Source organism: Paenibacillus xylanexedens (assembly GCF_007680605.1).
Classification (GTDB): Bacteria; Bacillota; Bacilli; order Paenibacillales; family Paenibacillaceae; genus Paenibacillus; species Paenibacillus xylanexedens_B.
Genome location: NZ_VEIO01000001.1, coordinates 872,624 through 894,973, shown reverse-complemented (window position 1 = coordinate 894,973; position 22,350 = coordinate 872,624). Strand labels below are relative to the sequence as shown.

Genomic DNA, 22,350 nt, shown 5'->3' with positions numbered 1-22,350 from the left:
CTCATCTTGTTAGGTGAGTTTTTGTAATAGTAAGGCTTGGGTGGCCGCTCCGGGTTCGGATCGTTCTTTCAATCGCTGTTATCTCCGGATTTTTTTTACTTTTCCTTCTCAGAGGGGAACATCCGGAGATAAAGGCGAACGCTTCGCTTCTACAGAGCCGATTCCGTTCCCTCTGCTACTGATTCGCAGCTACCGGCTCCGTAAGCAAGTTGCCGCGAATATAAAACGTCATCGGATCGGTAATTTCAACTTGTACAAAGGTACCAATCAGTTCCTTAGAGCCTTCAAAATGCACCAGCTTGTTACTGCGTGTACGTCCAGCGAGAACTGTTGAATTACGTTTGCTCTCGCCTTCAACAAGCACCTCAACGATCTTGCCACGTTGTTGCTCGTTGCTGCGCTGGCTGTACTCGTTCACCGTTTCGTTCAGGCGTTTCAGACGTTCTTTTTTCACTTCCATTGGCACATTATCTTCCATCACCGCCGCAGGTGTACCTTCACGCGGAGAGTAGATGTACGTATAGGCAAAATCATAACCAACTTCACGAACCAGCGAGAGCGTATCCTCAAACTGCTCGTCCGTTTCACCAGGGAATCCCACAATGAAATCCGTTGTCAGAACGACGTCCGGAATGGCCGCTTTAATCTTCGCCGCCAGATTCAAGTAGTGTTCCCGCGTATATTTACGACTCATACGTTTGAGCACTTCCGTGCTGCCTGATTGCACTGGCAGATGGATGTGCTCCACCAGATTGCCACCTTTGGCAAGCACCTCGATCAAATGATCATCGAAGTCACGCGGATGGCTCGTTGTAAAACGCACACGTGGAATATCTATTTTACGAATATCGTCCATCAAGTCACCAAAGGTGTATTTCAGATCCGTAAAATCTTTACCATACGCATTCACGTTCTGACCTAACAGTGTAATTTCCTTGAATCCCTGTCTAGCTAGTTCTCTTACTTCTGCAATGACGTCCTCTGGACGACGGCTGCGTTCTTTCCCCCGGGTAAACGGCACGATGCAATATGTACAGAACTTGTCGCAACCGTACATAATGTTTACCCAGCCGCGCATGCCTTCCCGCTTCTTCGGCAGGTTCTCAATGATGTCGCCTTCTTTAGACCATACCTCAACTACCATCTCTTTACTGAAGAGCGCTTCCTGAATCAGGTGCGGCAGACGGTGAACATTGTGGGTACCAAAGATCATGTCAACAAAACCGTGCTTCTGCATGATCCGGTTAACGACACCTTCTTCTTGAGACATGCATCCGCATACGCCAAGCAATAAACCCGGGTTCTCCAGCTTGAGTGTCTTCAGATGGCCCAGCTCGCCAAACACTTTGTCTTCCGCATTTTCACGAATCGCACAAGTGTTAAGCAAAATGATATCTGCCGCTTTGCGATCTTCCGTAGCTTGATATCCCATCGTCTCCAGCAGACCTTTGATCGTCTCGGAGTCGTGTTCATTCATCTGACATCCGTAGGTATATACGATATAATGCTTGCCTTTTCCGATCGTTTTCAGTTCATCGGGAACAGCAGTTTCATACAGAACCTGAATGTCTTCCTTGCCCCTTTGTTTCTCCTGACGATGGTTCGGTTCCGCTTTGATATTAATCTCGCGTCCGCGAATTCTAATCTTTTTGCTGAATTCATCTTGCGAAATTACTTTGGCATCGGAGAAATCAAAATATTGGGAGTAATCCTTTTTTGAGTCTTTAGCCATTTCCTTCGGTCACTCCTTACAGCCTCTATTCATAAAAAGCGTTCTTTTCATCACAAAATCCAACCACTTGGTTCCTCATGCTTCAAAAGAGCATTACAGCAAATTATAACATGAAATGGGCTGTAGTTCCACAAGCAAACACGGTCCTGCTGGCTCCATTCTACCGCCCTAATCTGCCTTGCACAAAAAAACCTGAGCACATTGACGCACAGTTCAAGAAGAACTGCCTCGGCCAGTGTACTCAGGTCTTTTTTTACTTATATCCAACCTCTATGTTGCACTGCAACGCTATAGGCCGTGTAAAATCATTAATCAATAATTTCAGCAGTGTCGCCATTGCGAGCGCCCGCTGCATTTGCTTCATCTGTATCGATGTGCATATCCAGTGCAAAGGAATCGGATACACGAGCCAGTACATTTTCCAGTACCAGGCCACGGTCCCCACCCAAGCGAACTTTCAACATTTGTTTGTCTTCAATACCCCATTTTGTTGCATCGGACGTATGGAAGTGGATATGACGAGCCGCAACGATAACACCTTTATCAATCGTTACTTCGCCAGCTGGGCCTTTGATTGTGATTCCCGGTGTACCTTCGATGCTACCAGATTCACGCACAGGTGCTTTTACACCGATCGCAAAAGAATCTGTCATGGAGATTTCCAATTGTGTTTCCGGACGAACAGGTCCGAGGATACGTACTTTATCAAACTGTCCTTTGGAACCAATCACCGCTACCGTTTCATTTGCAGCATATTGTCCGGGTTGGGACAGAGGTTTAAATTCAGTCAGTTCATAACCTTTGCCGAACAAAATGTCAACGTGCTCTTGGGATACATGAATGTGACGGGCGGATACGCCCACAGGTACTGTTTTACTCATCGTAAATTCACTCCTTGTTTATCTATGGCCTGTAGACAGGCTCTTAACAATCCAAGTGGTATTATACTCCTTTTTACTGTGAAATGAAAACAAACTGATGAAAATTCATGAAATACACTTATTTTCGCGAATTCATTTCCATTTCCAAGCACTTATCTTGAAAAAAGTGAGATGTATTACATCTTTTTTCCTGCCTTAATTCCTTTGCTCCTCTTCCTTTAAGAATTAAAGTGACTTGCATTCACCATTTTGCCCTCAGGCAAGTGTTCCCCGAGATAACGCATTGCATTCCCCCATAACCAACCATGCACCAGTGCTTCGTCATAATGCTTCAGCAATATTTCTGTCAGCTTGGGATAACATCCCGCATGTTCCAACCCCTGAATTTTGGTTGATATCCCGTCAAAATCTGATCCCATCATCAGATGATGAGCCCCGCCAAGCGAACAGATCTGTTCGATGTGTGGTAACAAATCCTCTATTCGCACTTCATCTGTTTCTTTGACAAACCAGGGTACAAACGTCAGGCCAATACGTCCATCTCTCGCAACTATGGCCTGAATCTGGTCATCCTTCAAGTTGCGTACATGCGGACATGCGTTATAACTGTTTGAATGCGAGGCTATGAAAGGACGTTCGCTCAGATCGGCCAGTTCCCAAAATCCTTTTTCCGATAAATGAGACACATCCAGGAGCATCCCCATTTGATTGCAGAGACGCACAAGTTCCTTGCCTTTATCGGTCAGACCCGCCCCCCGCTTTTCCACAATACCGTCCGCAGCCCAGTTCGCATGATTCCATGTAAGACCAACGACGCGTACCCCCATCTGAAAACACAATTCCAGATAAAACAAGTTTCCTTCCAGCCCATCGACACCCTCTAATGTAATTAGGCCCCATGGAGCGGTTTCCACTTCCGTTTGCAAGTTTGCTACCTGTTCTCGCCAAAGCAGTGTCTTGACCCCTCCAGAGCGCTGTACGCTATGCTCTACCTTTTTACGGTACAACTCCAGTTGTCCCATCACATGTTCAAACTTGCCTCGGCCCAGCACTTCTGGCAAATAAATCGCAAACGCCTGCAGATGAACACCACCTTCTTGCATGCGTTCCAGATTGACATCCAGTTCGAAAGTCTTCTCAAAAGAAAGTTCAGGTTTCATCAGCAACTTGCTTAGTGCATCACAATGAAAATCAGCGATACGCTGGCCAATTCTCGCCATAGCCCACCCTCCTAATAAAATATAATTACCCATTTACATTCCAATTCTTTTGGAAAATAACGCAAAAAAACCTGTCTACTTTATTCGTAAACAGGCTCATGCGTACGTTCAACTCATGTATTATCTGGGCTCCACAATCAGCTTAATGGCCGTTCGGTCCTCACCGTCAATCACAATGTCTGTAAAAGCTGGAATACAAATCAGGTCAACTCCGCTTGGTGCTACAAATCCCCGGGCAATCGCTACCGCTTTAATGGCTTGGTTCAGTGCTCCTGCTCCAATTGCCTGCAGTTCAGCATTTCCACGTTCACGAAGAACTCCTGCAAGAGCGCCGGCTACAGAGTTAGGATTGGACTTTGCTGAAACTTTTAATACATCCATGGTAAGTACCTCCCTGGGAATGTTGAAAGTTTGTTTCCACTTACTAGATGTTATTCGCGGGAGGAAAAAAAATTCCTTCTTTTTAGCAGGGTTTCCCGGCAAAATGGGACAATACCCCTATTCCATACGCCACTCATCTTCCATTAATCGAATTTTCTCAATACGCGTAGCCGCACCGGTTTCTTCGTCAATATCCACGATCACGCCATGAAAATGCCATTTGCCGTCGTCTACGACAAATCTCACTGGAAGCTGGGTGTAAAATTTACGTAGCACCGCATCACGCTCCATGCCCAGAATGCCGTCACGCGGTCCTACCATCCCCGCATCGGTCAAATATGCCGTACCTCCAGGCAAAATACGTTCGTCGTTGCTTTGCACATGGGTATGCGTACCTACAACGAAGGATGCACGCCCATCGAGATGCCAGCCCATCGCGATCTTCTCAGACGTTGCTTCCGCGTGCATATCCACAAGAATACATGTGTAGTCTCTCCGTAGCTCGTCCACAATCTCATCCGCTGCGCGGAAAGGACAATCAATAGCAGGCAAGAAGGTTCTGCCTTGCAGATTCACGATCGCAAGTTCTTTCCCTTCTCCCTTAACTACGGTATACCCACGTCCAGGTGTACCTGGTGGAAAGTTGGCTGGTCTGATCATGCGTGGTTCGTCATCTATAAAATCAAAAATATCCTTATTGTCCCAAGTATGGTTACCTAGCGTAATTCCATGCACACCCCAGTTAAAAAATTCATTTGCAATTGCACCTGTAATTCCGCGTCCTGCTGCAGCATTCTCACCATTCACAATGATCACATGGGGTTTATATTTCGATTTCAGGTATGGTAAATTCTCTTTTAGCGCTTTACGCCCTACGTTTCCTACGATGTCCCCAATAAACAAAACTTTCATGATTTGTTGCCTCCTCAGTTCCTGCATGGCTTATCAACAGGAAAAGTGGCCCACTGAAGCGGCCACTTTTCCAAAATGCTCTATTTTGCGTATTCAACCGCCCGGGTTTCCCGGATCACGGTGACTTTGATATGACCTGGATAATCAAGTTCATTCTCGATCATCTTCGTGATGTCACGAGCGAGGCGGAAAGCTTCAGCATCATCAATCTTCTCAGGCTGCACCATGACGCGAACTTCGCGTCCAGCCTGAATGGCGTACGATTTCTCGACACCTTCGAAAGATTCCGAAATTTCTTCCAGCTTCTCCAGTCGTTTGATGTATGTCTCCAATGTTTCGCGGCGTGCACCTGGACGAGCCGCGGACAGCGCATCAGCTGCACCCACCAGCATCGCAATAACCGAAGTTGCTTCGCAGTCCCCGTGATGGGAAGCGATACTGTTAATAACCACTGGGTGTTCCTTGTATTTCTTCGCCAGCTCCACGCCAATTTCAACGTGTGAACCTTCCACTTCGTGATCCAGCGCTTTACCGATGTCATGCAACAAACCTGCACGTCTTGCCAAAGTTACGTCTTCTCCAAGTTCTCCAGCCATTAGTCCTGCCAAATAAGCAACTTCCATCGAATGTTTCAAGACGTTCTGACCGTAGCTTGTGCGGAACTTCAGGCGGCCCAGAATTTTGATGAGATCTGGGTGCAGACCATGCACGCCCACTTCAAAGGTAGCTTGTTCACCGTATTCACGGATGCGCTCATCCACTTCTTTACGTGATTTCTCCACCATCTCTTCAATACGCGCCGGGTGAATCCGTCCATCCGCCACCAGTTTCTCCAGTGCCGTCCGGGCAATCTCACGGCGAATCGGGTCAAAGCCCGACAGAATAACAGCTTCTGGCGTATCATCGATAATGAGGTCAATCCCGGTAAGGGTTTCAAGCGCACGGATGTTACGTCCTTCACGACCGATAATCCGGCCTTTCATTTCTTCATTAGGAAGCGTTACAACGGATACCGTTGTCTCCGCTACATGGTCAGCCGCACAGCGTTGGATAGCGAGTGTAATGATCTCGCGGGACTTTTTGTCCGCTTCTTCCTTCGCTTGCTGTTCGATGTCCTTGATCATTTGAGCCGTCTCATGACGAACTTCCTGTTCTACGTTGGACAGTATGATACTGCGTGCGTCTTCCATTGTGAGATTGGAGATTCGTTCAAGCTCCGTCACCTGGTTTTTGTAGATCATTTCGATTTGCTGTTGTGTTTCATCGATACGTTTCTCTTTGTTAGCCACTTGCTCTTCTTTACGTTCGAGTGATTCCAATTTTTTATCCAGCGACTCTTCTTTTTGCAACAATCGTCTCTCTTGTCGTTGAATTTCGTTCCGACGTTCACGAGTGTCCTTTTCAGCCTCGGCGCGAATGCGATGGATCTCATCCTTCGCTTCCAGCACCGTTTCTTTCTTCAGTGCCTCTGCCTCTTTTTTCGCGTTCTCCACGATTTGTACGGCAGCTTGTTCCGCACTAGAGATTTTAGCCTCTGCAAGAGATTTGCGAATAAAATATCCGACTCCGAACCCAATAACGAGCGCGGCCACAACGAGAATGATCGTGATAGCAATGTTCATACTGTTCACCTCCTCGTTGGTTCCTCCAAGGCACTCCTTGGGTCAACTTTTCTGTTTTCATGCCTTACATATGTTTGGGAATAACGAATACTCACGGCGATCCCCCGCCGATTTTCATTTCACAAGTACATGACTACATGTACTATCCACTGTTTCCAGTGAACCCATAATCAGGAATGGACTAAATCTGAAGAAACCGAAACCGCTTTTTTGGAAGGAAAAAGGGTTGTCCATTTCTTACAGACTCATGTCCATTTTAGTATTTGACGAAAGAAATTGTCAAGAGAATGCAGTATTGTTAGTCTTCTCGTCTAGTCCCATAACAATGCTTCATCCTCTTCGGCATCTTCTGTCCCATCCTCTTCCATTAAACGGTTCATGACCCGGCGCACCAGATCCATGCTAAAACCGCGTCGCATCAAGTACGGGAACGTTTTACGTTTCTTCTCCTGCACATCTCCACGAACCTGTTTCCACTTCTTGCGACCAGCAATTAATGCAGTGTCGTATTCTGCATCCTCACTCACATCATCTAGTACCTCAGCAATGAGTTCATTTGCAATGCCTTTTTGACGCAATTCTTGCCTTATCCACAGTTTTCCCTTCCGTTGCCCCTCCATACGCTGTCTTGTCCATTCCTTAGCAAACAGATCATCATCAACGAGTTTTTCTTGTACAAGCCGTTCCATAACCTCATCAATGATTGGCACAGCGAACTCTTTTTGCTTGAGCTTCTCCTTTAATTCATGACGTGTCCGCTGCTTAAACTCCAAAAAACGTAACGATTGCACATACGTTCGCTGGCGTTCATCCGCAACGATAATTTCCTCCAGATCTTTCTTCATAAAAGTGTTGCCACGTGTCATCCTGTACTTAATCATCACATCTTCCAGAACCGTAAGTGAATAGTGACCGAATGAAATTCGGTAGCGTGCTTCACGACTCTTCGTTCGTTCCACCCGAGTAATGACTAGCTCTTCATCATCTGGAAATTGGGAGATACCATGTAATTCTGCTGATTCCTGTAATTCTTCGTCATCATCATGTGCATCAAGTTTTTGCTCATTTTGGCGATATTTCACTACGGTCTTCACGCTCCCCTTTGTTTAGGTTACAGATGGCATAGATGCTAACAGCCTCTGTCCGGAATGGACAGAGGCTGTTAGCATCGCGAAAAACCAATCCTATTTAGCTAGCTAAGCATTAGCAGTCGCTCATTACACGTTCATACTGTGACAGAAGAGAAAAGCCTTCCCTCACAGAAGAAATTATTCATTAATTTCGAACAATTCCTGTTCTTCAGCCGCCTCTTTTTCTTGCTCCTCACTCGTTGGAGCAGGAACAGCCGTTGTCAAGTTGCTGGCTTCACGAATTTTCTGCTCAATCACATCAGCAATTTCTTTATGTTCTTTCATAAACTGCTTTGCGTTCTCACGGCCTTGGCCTAAACGTTCACCTTCATACGAATACCAAGCACCACTTTTGTTTACGATATCCAGCTCTGTACCGATATCGATGATACTTCCCTCTTTGGAAATACCTTCACCATACATAATATCAACTTCTGCTTGCTTGAACGGAGGTGCTACTTTGTTTTTAACAACTTTAATACGGGTACGGTTACCTGTGATGTCATTGCCCGATTTGATACTCTCAATACGGCGTACATCCAAACGAATCGTGGAATAGAACTTCAATGCGCGGCCACCTGGTGTCGTTTCGGGGTTACCAAACATAACACCAACTTTCTCACGAAGCTGGTTGATGAAGATGGCAATCGTTTTGGATTTACTGATTGCACCGGACAATTTACGGAGTGCCTGAGACATCAAACGAGCCTGCAGACCAACGTGGGAATCTCCCATCTCTCCTTCAATCTCCGCTTTTGGTACAAGCGCTGCTACCGAGTCAATAACAATGATGTCTACTGCACCACTGCGTACAAGAGCCTCGGCGATCTCCAATCCCTGCTCACCTGTATCCGGTTGTGATAAGAGCAATTCATCAATGTTAACGCCCAGTTTGCTTGCATAATTCGGATCAAGCGCATGCTCAGCATCGATAAACGCAGCTTGTCCACCTACACGTTGAACTTCAGCAATGGCATGCAATGCCACAGTTGTTTTACCTGAAGATTCAGGTCCATATATTTCAACAATACGGCCTTTAGGCAAGCCGCCTGTTCCTAATGCAATATCCAAAGCCAAAGATCCGCTGGGAATGATTTCCACATTCATGTGAGTTGACTCACCCAATTTCATGATGGAACCTTTACCAAATTGCTTCTCTATTTGACGGAGCGCCATATCAAGCGCGGCACGACGGTCTGACAATAAACTCACACCCTTTACTGTTTATAATATAATGATACCTTGTTTTAACTCGTTTGCCAAGCTTTTTTTCGAACATACATTCGTTTTTTTTGTTCAGGCCGAGGCGCCTCTTCCTCATGGAAATCGATGAAAAAACAGAAAAAGAACCGTAAACAAGGCTGTAAAGCCACATTTTACGGTTCTTCCGTCTACGATCATTATACTTCCTCAATTATGCAAATGCAATCTGCCTGCGTAATCATCAATCAATAGCGACTAACTTTTGCCATAAGCGATACAGAATCGCTTTTGCCGAGCGAATGCGAACCGTTTCCCGGTTACCGTTAATCCGGAGTTCATGAATCTCTGTATCCTTCCCACGCTCAGCCAAAGCGATAAACACGAGGCCTGGCGGTTTGCGTTCCGAATATCCCGGGCCGGCTACTCCAGTAATCGCCAATCCAAAATCAGCATCCCCGATCATACGGATCTGCTCTGCGAGCACTTTTGCCACCTCTGGGCTAACGGCACCTGGTGCATCTTCACCCTCAAGGTAACTGTGAGGTACATTTAACAGCTTTTCTTTGATCTCATTAGAGTAACATACAATGCCTCCTTTTAACATGGAGGCACTTCCAGGCACCGAAGTTAAGCTCTGCATCACAAGCCCTCCTGTGCAGCTTTCGGCCGCGCTCAGAGTCAGCCCCATATCAGACATCATTGTAACAATCGTATACTCTATAGGCACATCCTCGTTAGCGTAGAGATGTTCAGATAAACGCTCACGGATCTGCACTTCCATCGCATCCAGCTTCAGCTTGGCTTCTCCTTCGCTCGCAGCCTTGGTAGACACACGTACGGTTACTTCTCCCTCGCTCGCGTAGGGAGCAATAGTCGGGTCTGTCTGCCCGTCGATCAAATCTAACAACCGATCCTCCAGAGCAGATTCTCCAATGCCTGCGAATTTCAACATTCTTGAATAGATCGGCATTTCTTCTGTAAGGGCGTGCTGGAGCAACCAAGGCTTGACTTCCTGCTCGAACATTGGAATCAATTCTTTAGGTGGCCCAGGCATAACAACATAATATTTATCGTTATCCGCAATCGCGTTTCCTGCAGCAAGTCCGGTTTCATTCGCCAGAGGGGTTCCACCCTCGAGAACAATGGCTTGGCGCCGGTTATTTTCCGTCATTTCCACATTCCGATCGCGGAAGAACCCTTCAATTTTATCCATAGCCATACGGTCGATGTGCAACTTCCGATTCAACACTGCGGCCAGCGCGTCTTTAGTCAAATCATCCTGCGTTGGCCCGATGCCCCCGGAAAATAAAATAATGTCTGCACGGCCCTGCGCGATGCGTATCGCTTCACATAGCCGATTCTGATTATCTCCAACTACCGTTTGAAAATATACGTCAATCCCCATTGCAGCAAGCTCCCGGGAAAGGTATCTGGCATTGGTATTTACGATCTGTCCCAGCAGTAACTCTGTCCCAACTGCAATAATCTCTGCCTTCATTTTCGCTTCCTCCTGTACACATGTGGAGTAATCAAAGGGCAATAGGATGAGTTCCTATTGCCCTTGACCCAATGAGTCTTTCATCATTACCCGTTTCAGCTTAAATCATTACGCTTTTGATAAATGAAGCAGGTTTTTGTTTTTGATAAAGTAGTCAATTCCAGACCAGATGGTGATCAGAGCCGCTACCCATACCGCAATTTCATCGACATGAATACCTGTGTATGAGAAGGGGAAATTATTCAGCAACAGCAAAACAATGGCTACAATCTGAACTACTGTTTTCAGTTTGCCCCATGCACTCGCAGCTACAACCGAACCGTCCAACAAAGCAATCTGACGTAGACCGGTCACGGCAAATTCACGGCTGATAATAACGACTGCAATCCATGAATCCAGCTTGCCCATTTGAACCAATGAAATCAAAACAGCGGTAACCAGAAGCTTGTCTGCCAGAGGATCAAGCAGTTTGCCTAGATTGGTGACCATATTGTTTTTCCTTGCAAGATAGCCGTCTATTCCATCCGTGCTTGCAGCAACGATAAAAATAAAAGCAGCAATTAACTGATTATACGGAAGCGTAAAGCTCCCAAGATGTAACGGCTCGGGATAAAACGGAAAATCCACAAGCAGAAACACCATCAAAAAAGGGATTAAGCAAATTCGTGCAAGCGTAATCCGGTTGGGTAAATTCACAAGACGCCCTCCCTTTGTATCCTCCATTACTTCAAACAATCATCTTAATTCCGTATCATCATCTGAAGCAAGAAATAAACGATTGAAACGTCGACTTATATTTACATAAAAGCCTATGTAGAAACGCAAAAATAAAGTCTACCGCTCAAACGCAAAACTGCTTTTAAACGCTCCGGTGACTTCCAGAAGTGTACTGCTTTTCACAAAGTCAGCTAACGATGAAGACTGGACTTGATGCATGACTGCCAGCAATGCACATTCAGTATAATATACGTACCAATACAGTGTCAAAAAGACATTTCTGTACAAGAACTTTTTATTTAAAATTGGTATATTGCAGATCCAGTGGCAAGTTAGCTCCATTAAGAAGTTGCATAACGGCTTGCAGATCATTTTTGCTCTTACCTGTCACCCGAAGCTGGTCTCCCTGAATCTGACTCTTCACCTTCAGTTTGGAATCACGGATGAGGATATTGATTTTTTTAGCCACATCTTGATCAATGCCCTGCTTGAAATTCAAACGCTGGCGAACTGTACCGGAGGAAGCCGGCTCTACTTTCCCGTAATCCATATTTTTCAGCGGCAGACCACGCTTTGCCATTTTGGACTGTAATACTTCAATAACCGCTTTTAACTTGGTCTCATCATCTGACACAATTGTAAGAGAATCCTTATCCAGTTTTAAACTACTCTTACTGCCTTTGAAATCATAACGAGTACTAATTTCCTTTTCCGTTTGTGTAACCGCATTGGTCAATTCCTGTAAGTCCATTTTGGACACAATATCAAATGAATTTTCTGAACTCAAACCGAGTCACCCTTTCAAGTTAATCATATGTTCTGTAACATTATAGAGTAAACTTCAAGCAAAAGTCTAATCTTAGTCATGTTTACTCATAGAAAAAAGCATTTTTGGAGTACCGTTCGGTCACCAAAAATGCTTGCTGGTTGAGCTTCTTTAATACCGGCTACGGTTAGGCTGTCTGAACATATCAAGCACACCAAGAACGATATGTGCAAGTCCAAAGCCCAATATTCCGTAACCCCAGGCATTTGGAGTCAGGTAATAACCCAGGAGGCTGACAATGATCCCTAAACCGGTTACGATCCAGCTGACTGTCACGGCCTTCCACCTCACTTCACCATAAGTTAACTGCAATTGAAGACAAGATTATTGTCCCCTGCATTTAGCCAGGTTATTCGTTGCTGGAGTTTCCGCCTTCCGTGGAACCACTGGTCGTTGTCCCTGTCATGCCTTCAGTTCCCGAGGAAGAAGCCGTGCTATCTGTATCCAGTTTAAGACGAATGCGGTTGGTTGCTTTGCCGTCCGTTACGACTTGACCGCCAACATCAATGGTTGTTGCCGCCGCGTAACCGGATTTAATGTACATGCCAGAGCTGTCCAATGTAAATGTGAACGTGTCACCGTCGGCTGTATTGCCATACTGGAGTTTCTCTCCGCTTGAATTCTCACCTTTATACACTTCAAGCCAACTATGACCTGTCGCCTTGATCGTTACGGTTACAGGCTGACCCGTGCTTCCGCTAACTTTGAAGTTTGTAATATTTCCTGATTTCCCATCTTCAGAAACAGTAACAGAACCAGGCGTGGTTGGCGGTGTTCCCTCTGGGTTCTCACCTGGTTGTCCGTCTGTTTGTCCATCAGTCTGTCCATCGGTTTGACCGTTATTTTCTCCATTGGTCTGCCCATTCGTTTCATTACCGCCGCCGTTTCCGCCAGCATCACCTTTCCCGGAATCATCCGTTCCCGAATCGGTTGCAGGCGGAGTTGCAGTTTGCCCGTTATCGGATGGTTGATCAGGTTTGTCATTAGCAGGCTTTTGACTGTCCGTAATCTTTGTATCATCCAGCCCTTGTGGATTGGTGTCATCACCCTTGTTGTTTGCCATATACAGATACAAGAGCACGATAATCAGAATAGGGAAAGTCCACATTAAAGCAACAGACATCCAGCGGTTGCTCCGCTCCGCCGGCCGGCTGGAGCGCTTCTGGATTACCGGTTCCATCGTTGCTTCCGCGGTTTCCGCAGGTACGTCCTTTTTGTGTCCTTCCAGCAGCTCATCGGCATTCAGTCCCACCGTTTCCGCATAGGTTTTTATAAATGCACGCACATAGAAGCTGCCGGGTAACACTTTATAATCCCCTGCTTCTATAGCCTCCAAATACCTCTTGCGAATTTTCGTCATTTCCTGTACATCGTCGAGACTCATCCCTTTTTGCAGCCGGGCCTCTCTTAACTGCTGACCCAGTTCAGACATGCCATCTCCTCCTTATGTTTATCTCTTCGGTTGTTGCAGATCTATTCCATGATTCCGTACGGAGCTTTACAGTTCGTCGGTATAGCTTGCCGTAAACGTATCATAAATAATTTCTTCGTTAGGATTGTTACGCAATTCAATAATAATATCAAAATCATTATAATCATATTCGGATTCCTGCACAAAAATATCCGGATGCTCAATCACTTTCGTACTAGGCATCGACATGATATCCTGCAAAAGATTATAGTGCCGCTCACTGGAGCGAATCGTGCTGACAATCCCATCGATAATAAATACATTATTCGGGTTCAACTCATCTTCAGACATCTGGCTCCGAATCGTTTGGCGAAGAAGAGTAGAAGATACAAAAGTCCAACGCTTCATGGCACATACGCTGCCCGCGATGATTGACTCTGTTTTACCAACTCGCGGCATCCCCCGCAAGCCGATTACCTGATTTCCCTCTCTTTTAAATACTTCACCCAAAAAATCAACTAATAACCCAAGTTCGTCCCGAGTAAAACGAAATGTTTTGCGATCATCCGAATCCCGGTCAATATACCTACCGTGACGTACAGCCAGAATATCCACCAATTTGGGTTGACGCAATGCCGAAACCGTAATGCTGTTGACTTTACCAAGCATCTCTCCGAGCAGACGGATCTTTTCATCATCATCTGACTCGAGCAACATGCCCCGTGTTTTGCCTTCTACTCCGTTGATGGTCAATATATTGACTTCAAGCATCCCTAGCATAGAGGCAATATCCCCCAAAAGACCAGGTCTGTTCTTATGTATTTTATATTCCATATACCATTGTTTAGTTTCCATGTATACACCCCGTAATGCATTATTCCACATTATTCGACAACATCCGAACGTGTCCATTGGACGCTTTTTCGGGTCATCTTCTAAAAATGGGTCACGTTAATGATATATAAAATGAAAATGAATTACAAGAACAGCTCTGTAATCCGTTTGTAATCATTAGAGAAAAGCCCCCTTGCGGGAGCTCTCCATCTCTTGCCTTATGCGTTTTGTTTGGCCAATTTGACCATCAGGCACGCGATCGTACGACGCTCATCCGCATCGCCGACATCCCATAGTTCCTTCAATGCTCGGTTGGAATGGTTCGCCGGATCAACTTTCTCATCCAGAAAGTCACCGATCTCGTACGCCAGTTTGTTGATGGTTTCTTCACTCATTCCCATCTTCTCAGCTTGCAGTACGCGATCACCCAGGAACTTCTTCCAAGTGTCAAAGTTAGAAACTACTGTGTTTTCTGTTGACATGATAAATCCTCCTTAGCTGACGCATGAGATTTAAAATCAACAGTTGTAATATGTGCTTCCCGGACATTTTATATACGAGCTTTTAAAATTAAATCAAGCTGTATGTCAGAACTCAAACACCTATATCTCACATTCACTAAGCATATCCTGGTCTTATAACTTGAACACCGATATTAAGTCAGCCAGCCTCCATTGGGACTGATAATCTGTCCATTGATATATCCCGACTCAGGCAAGGCAAGAAAATAAACCAGTGACGAAATCTCGTCCGGCTGCGCCAGTCGCCCAGCAGGAATTTCATCTTCCAACATTTTCAACTCGCTCTGATCCAGGTGGTCTAACATCGTCGTCTGAACAGCCCCTGGAGCAACAGCATTCACCGTAACGCCGGACGGAGCAAGCTCTTTAGCAAGCGCCTTCGTGAAGGCATTTACCCCGCCTTTGGTTGTGGAATACAACACCTCACAGGATGCACCAGACAACCCCCAGATGGACGACACATTAATAATTCGACCGTATCGTTGGGAGATCATATGTGGCATCATCTCTTGTGTGCATAGAAAAGTACCTTTTAGATTAATCGCCATCACTTCATCCCAGATTTCCTCAGTCACATCCGCAAGTAAACCATAGTGAGATATACCTGCGTTGTTCACAAGAATATCCGGCAACAACTCGTGAGAAGCCAATTTTTCCCTCATCCGCTGAATCTGTTCCCTGCTGCGAAGATCGGCTGACACCGTCATAATGCGTCCACTTCCCTGCTCCATACAACGTCTCGCCGCCTCATTGGCCGCTTCATGCGACTTCATGTAGTGCAACACCACGTTCATACCTACACTGGCAAACCGCTCTGCAATTGCAGCTCCTATGCCTCCGCTTGCCCCGGTAACCAGAACGGTCATTTCCCCTATAGCTTTCACAATGTGTCCCCCCATAACTTCACTCCCAGTCTAGTGAACCCTTCAAACTTCGTCCTATTTCCTCTCCATCGTTAAGGACTAACAACGAGTGATACAGCCAGCTGATCCCAACGAATATGCTCTTTCAGTCTTTGATTCACATCTTGAAGTGTAATCGCTTCATACAATGAAATCATATTGAAAAAGTCACCGCCACGGAATTGCTGACGTGTGAATTCATTCGCAATGTTTTCCGGTGAATTGAGCATGCGCAAATAACCGCCAATTTTCTTTTTGCGCGCACGTTCAAAATCGGAAGCATCGAATCCTTTTTGCATAATCGCTTCGACTTCCTCGCGTATCCGTTTCAACAATTGATCCGGGTCTCTCGTATCCCCACCGACCGCAGAAAAGGCATATTGTGGCGAGCTGATATAGTCATGTCCAAAACTGTCCGAGATCAGATCTTCATCATAAAGCTTCTGAAACAGACGTGTGCTGGAGCCAAACAACAGATCCATCATCAGCTGCGTGGTTGTGTCCCGGCGCAAAAGTTCCTCTCCTGTAAGTCCGACATCCGTTTCTTTGAATCCAAACAAACATTTCGGCAGGGAAACGGATAATCTGACCTCTCTTCTGGCCTCTCCCACCTGCTCTGGCTCTGGTTCAAAGAAGCGTTGAATCGGGCCCTGCGGCTCGAAATTTTTCTGCTCCTGATTGGAACGAACCATGCTGATAACCTGCTCGGGATCAACACCGCCGACAACAAACAAGAGCATGTTACTTGGATGATAAAATGTGTTATAACACGTATACAACGTTTCTTTGGTGATCGTCTGAATGGATTGGACCGTGCCCGCAATGTCAATATGCACCGGATGTTTTTGATACATTGCTTCAATTAATCCGAAATAAACCCGCCAATCCGGATTATCGGCATACATATTAATTTCTTGTTCAATGATGCCTTTTTCCTTGTTGACGTTTTGATCTGTAAAGTACGGATTTTGCACAAAATCAACTAATGTTTGTATATTTTCGTTTATATTTTCGGTTGCCGAAAACAAATAAACGGTCTGATCGAAACTTGTGAATGCGTTCGCAGAAGCACCATGGGAAGCAAACGTTGCAAAAATATCCCCCGTTGGCTCCTCAAACATTTTGTGTTCCAGAAAATGAGCAATACCGTCAGGCACCTTTACCTCAGGTTGTCCTTCCACTTGAAAGTGATTGTCCACTGACCCGTATTTGGTCGCAAAGGTGGCATAAGTTTTCTGAAAACCCGGTTTAGGCAAAACATAGACATGCAGTCCATTCTCCATTACTTCGTAATATAATGTCTCCTGCAAATGTTCGTACCGAATGCTCTCCACGACTATTCCTCCTTCTCGTCCCGCAAGAAATAAATCGTATCCAGTCGGAACTGCTCTGCGGCCTCACGAACATCCTGCTTGGTCGTCTGCTCGATTTGAGCAAGCAGCTCTTCAGATGTTCTCTCCTTACCGGACAACTGACGGTTAAAATCATAAGCAATCATCTCAAAAGCAGCATCCTGCATTTCTTTTAACAGATTACGGATCATCGCTTTTGTCTGGGACATCTCCAGATCGGTGATATGACCAAGTTTCATTTCCTCAAGCTGTTGCTTGATGATGGTCACTGCTTTTTCATAATTGGGAATTTCAATTCCGGATTGAATGGTGGCAATGCCTTTGTGCCCATCGTATCTGGAAGAAGCATAATAGGCGAGGCTTTCTTTTTCACGAACATTGACAAACAACTTCGAATGCGGGTATCCACCCAAAATACCGTTATACATTAGCGCTGAAGCGTATTTATCATCTGCATAGGTAATGGAAGTGCGAAGCCCCAGGTTCAGCTTGCCCTGCCCAATGTTCAGCCGTTCAATGACCGTATGTGGCTCCTCATCCCCACGCACCGCCTTCTGAGCCTGATAGTCAGAGGAAGTCTTGCGTTCAAGGTTAAAATGACGCTGCACCAGTTCCTCTACTTCTTCAAGTGTTGTATCCCCGACCACATACAAGTCCATGCTGGCTTCCCTTAGCCAGTTTTCATAAGCAACCGTTAATTCAGAAGGTTCCATGGCTGGCAGTGCTTTTCGTTCACCCAAGGGATGAAGCCGGTAAGGCTCATGTTTGCACATTTCTTCGATACACCGTTCAGCAGCATAACGCATTTTATCGTTCACAATGGACTCCAGCTTTTTACGAACCGTCTCGCGTTCTGCCTGTACATACGATGTTTTGAAGTGTCCATTTTCCCTCGCGGGCTTGGTCAGCACTTCTCCAAGAAACGCAAACGAACGATCCAGAAGTTGCTGCTCCCCACCTCCGACAAACGAATCATTAATGGTGTCCATACGAAACTGCACAATCTGATAATCACCGCGTTTATAGACGTCAAAACCAAATCCTGCTCCGTACAAATGCTCCAATTGCTCTCGAAATTGCGTTGTTTCCGGATAGGACTCTGTCCCTCTTCTTAAAACAAACGGTGTCAATGCCACAGGAGTAACGGTGTCCTCGCGTAGCGGAACTCCGGCATACAGTGAGATAGCGAACGTTTTGAAACGTTTGGTTGGAAGCACATGGATACGTAGCTGTTTACGGCTCCCCCGTTCAAATGCTGCGGTATTCAAATGTCAAAACCCCTTTACGGCGTCATTTAGATAACCTGTCTCAAGCTTAAACGTAACCTCCATTTTAAACCATCCAAAAGCCAAGAAGCAACCGAAGTCATGCCTTCTGGTTGCTTCCCGCCGGATTGCCCGATTACATGCAGAATATATGCTGCCCGATCGTTTTCACCTGCGGACGAGTCCATATCCATTTGGATGTGGCTGTCTTCGGGTTAAAATAATACAAACATCCACCGGAAGGGTCCCACCCGTTCAATGCCTGTTCTACAGCTTTTTTCGCCTGAGCATTGGGCTCCAGATAAATCTGTCCATCCGCTACGGCTGTAAAGGCTCCCGGTTGAAAGATGACCCCGGAAGGCGTAGATGGAAAACTTGCTGAGTTTACGCGATTCAGAATAACAGCGGCTACGGCTACCTGACCTTCAAACGGTTCGCCTCGCGCTTCGCCATATACGGCATTCGCCATAATTTTAAGCTCGTTCTCGGAGAGTCCGAGCGCATTGGCAGAACCCATATTGTCCTTCTCATTACTTGAGGTATCTCCACCTCCGCCTGTATCTCCACCAGTAGCCCCTCCTTTATGCAAAGGTGGCTCGGTAGGTGACCATTTGGTGCTGGCGTTATATAGCTTTAACTTGGTTTTGGCGCCTACCACACCATCTGCCTTCATGCCAAATTCAGATTGAAACCATTTCACTGATTTCAGCGTGCTACTGCCGAAATTACTATCGATTTTGCCATTGTAGAAACCGAGATACTTTAATCGTCCCTGAAGCTCGTAGACATCCTGACCGTAACTGCCATATTTCACGGTATTGTTACTGAAGGTCGGCATTGCTTTTTCCTCTGCTGGCAGGTTGTTCTGAGCAGCACTTTGAGGCGCTGTATGCTCAGGAAGCAAATAACGAATTCCAAGCGCGGTTATCAGCAAAATAGCAGTGAAAAGCCATAGGTTCATTTTTCGCATCGACTATGCTCTACCTTTCTCTTGTGGAATTTAACAGAATCGCTACCGTTATTATGACAAGCAGTCATGTTTCCTATGCACCAAACGACCCGATCTCTGGAGCAAATGGCAAAACCTCAAAGTTGCGGAACAACAAAAAACCTCCAACCATAAAGGTTGAAGGTTTTCTAACGCTTCTCTATGAGCTTATTTTGTTCTGTTGATACTGTTCCAGCGAAACAAGGACTTCGCGCGGTTTGCTGCCTTCATATGGCCCAATCACACCTCTGGCTTCCATCGAGTCAATCAAACGCGCTGCACGAGTATAACCTACCCGCATTCGACGTTGTAAGAGTGACACCGAAGCCTGCTTTGCTTCCAGAATGATCTGTACAGCCTGCTCGTATAACTCATCCTGTACTTCTTCTGTTGCTTGATTGGAGTCATCTACCTCTGGCACAAGGGATTCATCATACTGCGCTACGCCTTGACCCCGAACGTAATTCACGATATTTTCAACCTCTTCATCACTCATAAACGCACCCTGAACACGAATTGGCTTGGAAGCACCCATTGGCATGAACAGCATGTCTCCACGGCCTAACAACTTCTCCGCTCCACCCATATCCAGAATCGTACGTGAATCGACTTGTGAGGATACGCCGAATGCAATCCGTGAAGGAATATTCGCTTTGATTACCCCTGTAATAACATCAACGGAAGGACGTTGCGTCGCAATGATCAGGTGAATTCCGGCTGCACGGGCCATCTGCGCAAGGCGCGCAATCGCATCCTCTACATCTCCAGCAGCTACCATCATCAAATCAGCAAGCTCGTCCACAATAACCACAATGTATGGCAGTACCGCCGCCGGATTATCTTTCATCAGATTGTTATATCCCTCAACGTTACGTGTACCTGATTTGGAGAACAACTCATACCTTTTCTCCATCTCGACTACGATCTTTTTGAGCGCAAGCGACGCTCTTTTCGGATCGGTCACTACCGGTGCCATCAGATGCGGAATTCCGTTATACACATTCAACTCAACCATTTTGGGGTCAACCATTAGAAACTTGACCTCATCTGGCTTAGCTTTATACAAAATGCTGGTGATAATGCCGTTGATACATACCGACTTTCCTGATCCGGTAGCTCCAGCCACTAACAAGTGGGGCATACGGGCCAAGTTGCCAATGATCGTCTGACCTGATATATCACGTCCAAACGCAATTGTTACTTTGGATTCAGCATCCTGGAACGTGGCTGTCTCCATCACTTCACGCATGGTCACAACGGATACTTCGCCATTCGGGACTTCAATACCAATTGCCGATTTTCCTGGAATGGGTGCTTCCATCCGAATATCTTTCGCAGCCAGAGCTAAAGCGATATCATCGGTAAGACTGACGATCCGGCTAACCTTGACCCCGATATCTGGTTGAATTTCATACCTTGTAACCGCTGGACCTCGGACAACCTCCAGAACTTTGGCACGTACACCGAAACTTTCTAACGTTGCTTCCAGCTTGCGTGCAGTCTGCATGTAATCCTTCTGATCGCTACCTTTTCCACTATTATGAGGCTTGGACAAAAGCCGGAATGAAGGAAGCTTGTATGGCTTCGGCGGAGGAGGTGGCGGTATGACAGGTTGTACAGTCTCTCCTGCCACACCATCCTGCTCCATGCCAGAGTTCAACGTTTCACTCGGAGCGTCTTCTCCATCCGTTATCTCTTGCTCAAGATCCGCTTGAAGCATATCTGTTGCGCCATGGGCTTCAGTCCACTCTGCTTCTACCAGTTCATCTGTAAATTTAATATCCGTTTTGTCTACCTGATCTAGAGTGCTGTTATTATGATTCAGATCATCCGGGAAAGGATAGGCATCATCCAGATCATCATCCTTGTCAGAGCCCTCTGATCTGACATGTTCAAAGAAGTCACGAATAATCGGTGCCGAATCAACCTTTGCCTGCGTTACTGATGCTGTTGCACCAACTGCTGCTGCACCAGAACCTTTGATCACAGATGACTCAAGCTCTCCAGACCATGCCTCGGTTGGCAAATCCTGCCCAGCACGATAAACGACCTGTTCCGATTCGAGCACATCTGTTTCCGAAGATGATTCCTCAGCTTGTTTCGCGGGCTGCCGATCCGCCCCCCATTTTCCGAACAACTGGAAGAATATCGGAGCCTTACGTTTGGGCAGCTGTCCTTCTTGGGAATCGGGAGAATCATAATCGTCATCCTCTTCCTCATCATCAACGGGTACAGGTGCGAGTTTACGTGCGTTGTTTTTCTTAACTCCCGTCACACTGGAAGCGGAACGTTTTGCTGGTCTGGATTCCAGTTTTTTGTACATGGAGCTGCCAGCATCCCAAATCTTAGTTCGGAATATGCGTATCAAATCAACATAGGAAAGCCCCGTAACAAGCATAAAGCTAATCACAAACATGACGATCATGATCAATCTTGCGCCAAGACTGCCAAATAACCACAAAAATAAAGCAAACTGTCCTGCACCAAGATACCCGCCGCTAATATCCTTACCAAGCATGGAATCCCGTTCTCCAGGGGCAGCTGGTGTCAATAATTCAGTTTGCATATCATTATGTACCTGGGTCAGCACCGCACCTGGTTCAAGCGCGTCAACCGGAAGCAACTTCTGATGCATAGCCGATATGGTGCTCATCAAGGTTAACGCAAAGACAAGCAGTACCAAACCCGTCTTGCGTGTAGTCCAGCCACTAGGCCACTTCCGATGAATCATCACCATCAAACCGTAATATATGCCCACAAGCGGAATCGCAAAATAAAACTTGCCAAGCATCAGTCCAAACATCTTGGAAAGCGAACGTCCCACTGTGGCTTCACCCGATAGTGCTATAACTGCCAGCGTGATTAGCACAATTCCATAAATTTCATATTTTAAGACACCACTAAACCCGGCACCCTTTTTTTTCCTCTTTTTTCTTCTGGCCAAAATCAGGTCAC

At 46.1% G+C, this 22,350-nt stretch carries 20 protein-coding genes; all 20 read right to left on the bottom strand.

Features of this window, described 5'->3' with window-relative positions; genetic code table 11:
• Positions 1-175: 175 nt before the first annotated feature.
• The gene (gene miaB / locus FS818_RS04080) at positions 176-1,732 is read right to left on the bottom strand and encodes a tRNA (N6-isopentenyl adenosine(37)-C2)-methylthiotransferase MiaB (RefSeq protein ID WP_145329863.1); all 1,557 of its coding nucleotides are present in this window, start codon (positions 1,730-1,732) and stop codon (positions 176-178) included.
• A gap of 308 nt (positions 1,733-2,040) precedes the next feature.
• Positions 2,041-2,613, bottom strand: coding sequence for a phosphate propanoyltransferase (gene pduL / locus FS818_RS04075; protein WP_145329862.1), 573 nt, complete (start codon positions 2,611-2,613; stop codon positions 2,041-2,043).
• Positions 2,614-2,831: 218 nt separating this feature from the next.
• Entirely contained in the window at positions 2,832-3,833 is a 1,002-nt protein-coding gene (locus FS818_RS04070; RefSeq protein ID WP_145329860.1) for a dipeptidase, read from the bottom strand.
• Positions 3,834-3,953: 120 nt separating this feature from the next.
• Entirely contained in the window at positions 3,954-4,214 is a 261-nt protein-coding gene (locus FS818_RS04065) for a stage V sporulation protein S (protein ID WP_007430104.1), read from the bottom strand.
• A gap of 117 nt (positions 4,215-4,331) precedes the next feature.
• Positions 4,332-5,126, bottom strand: a complete 795-nt coding sequence (locus tag FS818_RS04060) for a TIGR00282 family metallophosphoesterase (protein ID WP_145329858.1) — start codon at positions 5,124-5,126, stop codon at positions 4,332-4,334.
• Positions 5,127-5,206: 80 nt separating this feature from the next.
• Positions 5,207-6,748, bottom strand: coding sequence for a ribonuclease Y (gene rny, locus FS818_RS04055; RefSeq protein ID WP_145329856.1), 1,542 nt, complete (start codon positions 6,746-6,748; stop codon positions 5,207-5,209).
• Between the two features lie 311 nt (positions 6,749-7,059).
• Positions 7,060-7,830 (bottom strand): regulatory protein RecX, encoded by a 771-nt coding sequence (locus FS818_RS04050; RefSeq protein WP_145329854.1) that lies wholly within the window; start codon positions 7,828-7,830, stop codon positions 7,060-7,062.
• Positions 7,831-8,016: 186 nt separating this feature from the next.
• Positions 8,017-9,081, bottom strand: coding sequence for a recombinase RecA (gene recA, locus FS818_RS04045; RefSeq protein WP_111268738.1), 1,065 nt, complete (start codon positions 9,079-9,081; stop codon positions 8,017-8,019).
• A 241-nt stretch (positions 9,082-9,322) separates the two neighbouring features.
• Positions 9,323-10,579, bottom strand: coding sequence for a competence/damage-inducible protein A (locus FS818_RS04040; RefSeq protein ID WP_145329852.1), 1,257 nt, complete (start codon positions 10,577-10,579; stop codon positions 9,323-9,325).
• 108 nt (positions 10,580-10,687) lie between these two features.
• Positions 10,688-11,275, bottom strand: coding sequence for a CDP-diacylglycerol--glycerol-3-phosphate 3-phosphatidyltransferase (pgsA, locus tag FS818_RS04035; protein ID WP_145329850.1), 588 nt, complete (start codon positions 11,273-11,275; stop codon positions 10,688-10,690).
• A 316-nt stretch (positions 11,276-11,591) separates the two neighbouring features.
• Positions 11,592-12,083 carry a YajQ family cyclic di-GMP-binding protein gene (locus FS818_RS04030; RefSeq protein ID WP_145329849.1) on the bottom strand — a complete coding sequence of 164 codons (492 nt, stop codon included), beginning with the start codon at positions 12,081-12,083 and terminating at the stop codon, positions 11,592-11,594.
• Between the two features lie 150 nt (positions 12,084-12,233).
• On the bottom strand, positions 12,234-12,398 hold the full coding sequence (locus FS818_RS28680) for a hypothetical protein (protein WP_167375816.1): 165 nt from the start codon (positions 12,396-12,398) through the stop codon (positions 12,234-12,236).
• A gap of 73 nt (positions 12,399-12,471) precedes the next feature.
• A complete protein-coding gene (locus tag FS818_RS04025) occupies positions 12,472-13,554 on the bottom strand; it encodes a helix-turn-helix domain-containing protein (RefSeq protein WP_145329847.1) in 1,083 nt (360 codons plus the stop codon).
• 66 nt (positions 13,555-13,620) lie between these two features.
• Positions 13,621-14,388, bottom strand: coding sequence for a DUF3388 domain-containing protein (locus tag FS818_RS04020; protein WP_090923944.1), 768 nt, complete (start codon positions 14,386-14,388; stop codon positions 13,621-13,623).
• 197 nt (positions 14,389-14,585) lie between these two features.
• Positions 14,586-14,849, bottom strand: coding sequence for a DUF3243 domain-containing protein (locus FS818_RS04015; RefSeq protein WP_145329845.1), 264 nt, complete (start codon positions 14,847-14,849; stop codon positions 14,586-14,588).
• Positions 14,850-15,022: 173 nt separating this feature from the next.
• Positions 15,023-15,787: an elongation factor P 5-aminopentanone reductase gene (ymfI, locus tag FS818_RS04010; protein WP_145329844.1), complete on the bottom strand. Its 765-nt coding sequence runs from the start codon at positions 15,785-15,787 to the stop codon at positions 15,023-15,025.
• A gap of 56 nt (positions 15,788-15,843) precedes the next feature.
• Positions 15,844-17,124 carry an EF-P 5-aminopentanol modification-associated protein YfmH gene (yfmH, locus tag FS818_RS04005; RefSeq protein WP_145329842.1) on the bottom strand — a complete coding sequence of 427 codons (1,281 nt, stop codon included), beginning with the start codon at positions 17,122-17,124 and terminating at the stop codon, positions 15,844-15,846.
• A gap of 2 nt (positions 17,125-17,126) precedes the next feature.
• On the bottom strand, positions 17,127-18,410 hold the full coding sequence (gene yfmF / locus FS818_RS04000) for an EF-P 5-aminopentanol modification-associated protein YfmF (RefSeq protein WP_145329840.1): 1,284 nt from the start codon (positions 18,408-18,410) through the stop codon (positions 17,127-17,129).
• Positions 18,411-18,543: 133 nt separating this feature from the next.
• Positions 18,544-19,377 (bottom strand): spore cortex-lytic enzyme, encoded by an 834-nt coding sequence (gene sleB, locus FS818_RS03995; protein ID WP_145329839.1) that lies wholly within the window; start codon positions 19,375-19,377, stop codon positions 18,544-18,546.
• A 178-nt stretch (positions 19,378-19,555) separates the two neighbouring features.
• A complete protein-coding gene (locus FS818_RS03990; RefSeq protein ID WP_145329837.1) occupies positions 19,556-22,339 on the bottom strand; it encodes an FtsK/SpoIIIE family DNA translocase in 2,784 nt (927 codons plus the stop codon).
• Positions 22,340-22,350: the final 11 nt, after the last annotated feature.

What these genes read in the sequence shown, in the direction of transcription:
- miaB (WP_145329863.1), bottom strand. Translation starts at nt 1,732, where the DNA reads ATGGCTAAAGACTCAAAAAAGGATTACTCCCAATATTTTGATTTCTCC.
- pduL (WP_145329862.1), bottom strand. Translation starts at nt 2,613, where the DNA reads ATGAGTAAAACAGTACCTGTGGGCGTATCCGCCCGTCACATTCATGTA.
- FS818_RS04070 (WP_145329860.1), bottom strand. Translation starts at nt 3,833, where the DNA reads ATGGCGAGAATTGGCCAGCGTATCGCTGATTTTCATTGTGATGCACTA.
- FS818_RS04065 (WP_007430104.1), bottom strand. Translation starts at nt 4,214, where the DNA reads ATGGATGTATTAAAAGTTTCAGCAAAGTCCAATCCTAACTCTGTAGCC.
- FS818_RS04060 (WP_145329858.1), bottom strand. Translation starts at nt 5,126, where the DNA reads ATGAAAGTTTTGTTTATTGGGGACATCGTAGGAAACGTAGGGCGTAAA.
- rny (WP_145329856.1), bottom strand. Translation starts at nt 6,748, where the DNA reads ATGAACATTGCTATCACGATCATTCTCGTTGTGGCCGCGCTCGTTATT.
- FS818_RS04040 (WP_145329852.1), bottom strand. Translation starts at nt 10,579, where the DNA reads ATGAAGGCAGAGATTATTGCAGTTGGGACAGAGTTACTGCTGGGACAG.
- FS818_RS04025 (WP_145329847.1), bottom strand. Translation starts at nt 13,554, where the DNA reads ATGTCTGAACTGGGTCAGCAGTTAAGAGAGGCCCGGCTGCAAAAAGGG.
- FS818_RS04020 (WP_090923944.1), bottom strand. Translation starts at nt 14,388, where the DNA reads ATGGAAACTAAACAATGGTATATGGAATATAAAATACATAAGAACAGA.
- FS818_RS04015 (WP_145329845.1), bottom strand. Translation starts at nt 14,849, where the DNA reads ATGTCAACAGAAAACACAGTAGTTTCTAACTTTGACACTTGGAAGAAG.
- ymfI (WP_145329844.1), bottom strand. Translation starts at nt 15,787, where the DNA reads ATGGGGGGACACATTGTGAAAGCTATAGGGGAAATGACCGTTCTGGTT.
- sleB (WP_145329839.1), bottom strand. Translation starts at nt 19,377, where the DNA reads ATGCGAAAAATGAACCTATGGCTTTTCACTGCTATTTTGCTGATAACC.